Origin of the sequence: Streptomyces montanisoli (genome assembly GCF_017813245.1) — a bacterium.
Classification (GTDB): Bacteria; Actinomycetota; Actinomycetes; order Streptomycetales; family Streptomycetaceae; genus Streptomyces; species Streptomyces montanisoli.
The window spans coordinates 1-5,408 of the sequence record NZ_JAGIQL010000269.1; the positions used below are offsets into that span (position 1 = coordinate 1).

Annotated in this window: 3 protein-coding genes; 1 reads left to right on the top strand and 2 read right to left on the bottom strand. The window is 75.5% G+C overall.

Going from position 1 to position 5,408, the window contains the following annotated elements; genetic code table 11:
* Positions 1–213: 213 nt before the first annotated feature.
* Complete coding sequence (locus tag JFN87_RS31825; RefSeq protein ID WP_209345789.1) at positions 214–1,110, bottom strand: maleate cis-trans isomerase family protein; 897 nt, start codon at positions 1,108–1,110, stop codon at positions 214–216.
* A gap of 211 nt (positions 1,111–1,321) precedes the next feature.
* Between JFN87_RS31825 and JFN87_RS31830 the strand changes: the two genes are divergently transcribed.
* Positions 1,322–2,227, top strand: a complete 906-nt coding sequence (locus JFN87_RS31830) for a LysR family transcriptional regulator (RefSeq protein ID WP_209345791.1) — start codon at positions 1,322–1,324, stop codon at positions 2,225–2,227.
* Here JFN87_RS31830 and JFN87_RS31835 read toward each other — a convergent pair.
* On the bottom strand, positions 2,181–5,234 hold the full coding sequence (locus JFN87_RS31835) for an FAD-binding and (Fe-S)-binding domain-containing protein (protein ID WP_209345793.1): 3,054 nt from the start codon (positions 5,232–5,234) through the stop codon (positions 2,181–2,183). The two genes, JFN87_RS31830 and JFN87_RS31835, sit on opposite strands and share 47 nt — an antisense overlap.
* Between the last annotated feature and the right edge of the window lie 174 nt (positions 5,235–5,408).

Below are 5,408 nucleotides of genomic sequence, written 5' to 3' on the forward strand. Positions count from 1 at the left end.
CCCCCCCCCTCCCCCCCCCCCCCCCCCCCCCCCCCCCCCCCCCCCCCCCCCCCCCGCCCCCCCCCCCCCCCCCCCCCCCCCCCCCCCCTCCTTCCAGGCAGGGGAGGGCTTGCGGAATGCACGGGTGTCAGGAGTTCGGACCTGCCCTCTCCGCACCAGCGGCGCGGCCCCGGCGGGCCGGGGGCACCACGCGGGCGCGCCGGGCCGCCGCCGTCACCAGGCCTGTGTGGGCGGCCCCTGGCCCTGCCGCGGTTCCACGCTTCGGCTCCGGCCGAGCGCTTCGGCCGCGGGCACTTCCCGCCCCGGCAGCCCGAGCGCGGGGAAGTCGGCCGGCGCCACCTCGCACCGCGCGCCCGCCAGGCCCATGCCCGCGCGCGCCACCGGGTCGAGCAGCGCCTGGTACGGCCCGACGGCCGAGACCCCGATGGAACGCAGGGCCGTCCACATCGTCACCTGGTTGGCGGACAGCACCGGGATCCGCAGCTCCGCCTCCAGCTGCGGGATCACGTCGTACGTGGGGAGGTTGGTGCAGCTGATGAAGAGCGCGTCCGCACCCTCCGCGACGCCGCTGCGCGCCATCTCCGCCACGCCCTGGTAGGGCACGCGCCAGATCTCCCGCGTCAGGCCGAGGTAGGACCGCCCGGTCACCGTCATGCCGGCCTCGGCGAGGAAGTCCTCCAGGGCGTCCGTCAGCGACTTGGTGTACGGGGTGATGACGGCGACCTTCCGCACGCCGATCTCCGACAGTGCGTCGATCAGCCCGCCCGACGTGGTCGTGGCGGGCAGCGGCCCCACGTCGCCCATCGCCGCGCACATGGCGCGCTCGCCGAGCAGCCCGGAGATGAAGCTGCCCGACGTGCACGCGTACGTGACCGCGCCCGGCCGGATCGCCGTGAGCGTGCGCACCGCCATCCGCAGGGTCTCGTGCTCGCTGATGATCCTCGCCATGTCGGGCGTGACCTCGACCGGCACGAACGGTGTGCGGGTCAGATGCAGGCAGACGTCGTCGGGCACCCAGCGCCAGAGTTCCCGGTCGAGGGCGAAGTCGAACGGTGCGACGACCCCGAGGCCCCGTTGCGGGACGGGACCGCCGAGAAACGTGATGTCCACTGGAAACCCCTTTGCGGCGGGAAAGAAGCGGGGTCACCGGGTGCGCCAGGGGGACGCACCACGGAAGGGTCTTGCGTTGTGTGCCGCCGGTGGCGGACCGCCACCCGTGCGGTCGCGGAGCCGCGTGTGCCTGCTGCCCAGCGCCAGTGTGGAACCGTGCCGGGCCGCAGGACCAGCAAGATTTTTTCGGACATGCCGTTAGTGTTCCTACATGTTCGAGGTACGGCGGCTGAGGCTGCTTCGAGAGCTTGCCGCGCACGGCACGATCGCCGCCGCGGCGGAGGCGTGCGCGCTGACCCCGTCCGCGGTGTCCCAGCAGCTCGCCCTGCTCGAACGGGAGGCGCGCACCACGCTGTTCATCCGCGACGGCAGGCGCCTGCTGCTGACGGAGGCCGCGCACGTGCTGGTCGCGCACACCGAGATCATCCTGGCCCAGATGGAGCGGGCGCGCGCCGAGGTGTCCGCGCTGGAGCAGGGGGTGCGCGGCACGGTGCGGCTGGGCGCCTTCCCGAGCGCGGCGGGGGCGATCGCGGCGCCGGCGATCGCCGCGTGCCAGGCGTACCACCCGGACCTGAACGTCGAGCTCGGCGAGCAGGAGCCCGAGCAGAGCCTGGTCGAGCTGCGCGCCCGCCGCATCGACGTCGCGCTGGTGTACGAGTACAACCTGCTGCCGCGGCTGCCGCACGCGGGGATCGAGCTGCGCCCCGTGATCCGCGAGCCCGTGCTGCTCGCGCTGCCGCCGCGCCACCCGCACGCGGCGGACGAGGGCGCGCGCCCCCTCGCCGCGCTGCGCGACGAGCACTGGGTCGCGCCGCGCAGGGACGACTCGCTGCGCACGGTGCTCGAACGCGCGTGCGAGGCCGCCGGGTTCAACCCGCGCTTCGACTTCACCAGCGACGACTACTCGGTGGTGCTCGCACTCGTCCAGGCGGGGCTCGGGGTCTCGCTCGTGCCGCGGCTCGTCGTGGAGCAGCTGGCCGCCGACGTGACGCTGCGGCCCGTGGAGGACCTCAAGATCACCCGCACGGTCTCGATCGCGATCCGGGCCGGCAGCGGCGGCGACCCGGCGATCAACGCGCTGGTCCTGGCCCTGCGCCGGGCCGCCCGCCAGGACTGAGCGCCGCCGCGCGTACGCCGTCCCGCAGCAGCTCGGCCAGGTGCACGGGGCGCCGGCCCGACAGCTGGGAGATCTGGGTGCGGCAGCTGAACCCGTCCGCGAGGACCACGGTGTCGTCGGGCGTCTCCCGCAGGGCGGGCAGCAGGACGTTCTCGGCGACGGACACGGACACCCCGTAGTGCTCCTTCTCGAAGCCGAAGTTCCCCGCGAGGCCGCAACACCCGGAGTCCAGACGGTCGTTGTCGACGCCGATCCTGGCCAGCAGCCGGTCGTCGGCCGCGCTGCCCAGCGTCGCATGCTGGTGGCAGTGGGTCTGCGTGACGGCGGCGCGTCCCAGGCGCCCGAAGTCCGTGCCGGGCGCCCGCCTGTCGAGGAGCTCCGCGAGCGTCACCGTCGACTCGGCGGCGCGCCGCGCGCGTGGGTCGCCCGCGAGCAGCTCCACCGCGTCCGAGCGGAAGAGGGAGGTGCAGCTCGGTTCGAGGCCCACCAGGGGGATGCCGCGCGCCAGGTACGAGTCGACGGCGTCCAGCGTCCGTCCCAGCACCCGCCTGGCCACGCCCAGCTGGCCCGTCGTCAGCCAGGTGAGGCCGCAGCACAGCCGGTCGGGCGGCAACAGCACCTCGAAACCGGCGTGTTCGAGCACCTCGACGGCCGCCCGGCCCACCTCGGGCGAGAAGAACTCCGTGAACGTGTCCGGCCACAGCAGCACCTGGCGGCCGGGATCGCCGCCCGCAGCGGGTGCGGGCCTGCTCTCGAACCAGCGGCGAAAGCGCGTCTGCGCGAACCGGGGCACCGGCCGCTCGGCCGCGATGCCGCCGGCTGCCTTCAGCGCGGCCGCCGGCAGCCCGCTGCCCGTCACCCGGTTGACCAGGCGCGGGGCCGTGGCCGCGAGCCTCGACCACAGCGGCAGCCAGCCGAGCGAGTAGTGGGCGCGCGGCCGCACCCTGCGCCGGTAGTGCTGGTGCAGGAACTCCGCCTTGTACGTGGCCATGTCGACGCCGACCGGGCAGTCGCTCTTGCACCCCTTGCAGGACAGGCACAGGTCGAGCACGTCCCGCACCTCCTCCGAGTGCCAGCCGTCCGTGACGACGTCGCCCTGCACCATCTCGTACAGCACGCGCGCCCGGCCCCTGGTGGAGTCCTTCTCGTCGCCCGTGACGCGGTAGCTCGGGCACATCACGCCGCCCGACGGCGTGCGGCACTTCGCGACGCCCACGCAGCGGCGCAGCGCACGGCTCAGGTCGCCGCCGTCCTCGGACAGGGCCAGGGTGGTGGCGAGCGGCAGCGCGGGACGGTGGCCCGGCTGTACGCGCAGGCGCTCGTCGGCCGGGCGCGGATGGACGAGGATGCCCGGGTTCAGGCCGCCGTCCGGATCCCAGATCGCCTTGAAGGCGTTGAACGCGTCGATGGCGGCCGGGCTGTGCACGAGGGGCAGGAACTGGGCGCGCGCCTGGCCGTCGCCGTGCTCGCCCGACAGGGTCCCGCCGTGGCGCGCGACCAGCCGGGCGGCGTCCGCCATGAACGCCATGAAGACGCGGACGCCTTCGGGTGTGGTGTGGTCGAAGTCGATCCTGATGTGCACGCAGCCCTCGCCGAAGTGGCCGTAGGGCGTGCCGTGCAGGCCGTGGCGGGCCATCAGCCGCTCGAAGTCGCGCAGGTAGTCGCCGAGGTGCTCCACGGGCACGGCGGAGTCCTCCCAGCCGGGCCACGCCTCCGTGCCGTCGGGCGCGCGGGTGGCGAGGCCCGAGCTCTCCTCCCTGACGCGCCACAGGGCGGCCTGCTCGCCGGGGTCGGTCACCAGCCGGACGCCGACGGCGCCGGTGTCGCGCGCCAGCGCCGCCGCCAACTCCTCGTCGCCGGCCGTGCCGGGTGTCCCCGCGTCGTGGTCCGGCGCGCCCGCTGCGTCGCCGAACTCGCACAGCAGCCAGCCGCGCCCCTCGGGCAGCAGCCGCTCCGGCTCGGCGTCGGGCACGCCCCTGCGCAGCGCGGCCACCTGCTCGGCGCCGAGCCCCTCGCAGGCGATGGGGTCGTGGCGCAGCACGGCGCGCGCCGCGTCGCCCGCGGCGGGCAGGTCGGGGAAGCCGAGCGCCACCAGGGTGCGGCGCCGGGGGAGCGGCACGAGCCGCACCGTCGCGGACAGCACCACCACGCAGGTGCCCTCCGTGCCGACCAGGGCCGCCGCGACGTCGAACCCGCGCTCGGGCAGCAGGTGTTCGAGGCCGTACCCGGACACCTGGCGCCTGAACCTGCCGAACTCGGTGCGCAGCAGGGCGAGGTTGCCGTCCCGCAGGTCGCGCAGGGCGGCGTGGATCTCGCCGCCGCGGCCGCCCGCGGCGACGGCCTCGGCCGGCTCGCGCGCGCTCAGCCTGCCCACGCGCATGCGCGTGCCGTCGTAGGTGAGCACGTCGAGCGCGACGATGTTGTCCGCCGTGCGGCCCCAGGCCACCGAGTGGGTGCCACAGGCGTTGTTGCCGATCATCCCGCCGACGGTGCACCGCGAGTGCGTCGACGGATCGGGGCCGAAGCGCAGGCCGTGCGGACGGCAGGCGTCCTGCAGCCGGTCGAGTACGACGCCGGGCTCGACGGTCGCGGTACGTGCCTCGGGATCGACCGACAGGATCCGGTTCAGGTGGCGCGAGGTGTCGATGACGACGCCGTCGCCCACGGCCTGGCCCGCGATGCTGGTGCCGCCGCCGCGCAGGGTGACGGGCGTCCCATGCGCGCGGCAGGCCGCCACGGCCGCGATGAGCTCGTCCGCGTCCGCCGGCATGACCACGGCGACGGGCACCTGCCGGTAGTTGGACGCGTCCTGCGCGTACTCCGCGCGGCGCCTGGACCCGAAGTCCACGCCGCCGCGCGTGACGGCCGCGCGCAGCGCCGCTTCGAGCGGCGCGAGCGCGTGCGGGCCCTCGGCCCCGGGGCGCCGCACCCCGGCGGGGGTCTGCGGGTGCGTGTCGCGGTGGTCAGGTCCCTGCGGCCCGGTGCGGGCACGCGGTTGGTCGGCCATGGTCGGCGTCAACTCCCTCGGCGTCGTACGGAACGAGTCACCTCCCGCCCTCGGCGCGCCACCTGCCGTGCCACGGCGGCCCAGGCGCGCGGGAACGGACCCGGCCCGGCAAGCGAAGCACACCCTCCGCCCCCGTCGGGCAAGCCCCCGCGGCGGGGCACCCGCCGGGGATCG

What these genes read in the sequence shown, in the direction of transcription:
- JFN87_RS31830 (WP_209345791.1), top strand. Translation starts at nt 1,322, where the DNA reads ATGTTCGAGGTACGGCGGCTGAGGCTGCTTCGAGAGCTTGCCGCGCAC.
- JFN87_RS31835 (WP_209345793.1), bottom strand. Translation starts at nt 5,234, where the DNA reads ATGGCCGACCAACCGCGTGCCCGCACCGGGCCGCAGGGACCTGACCAC.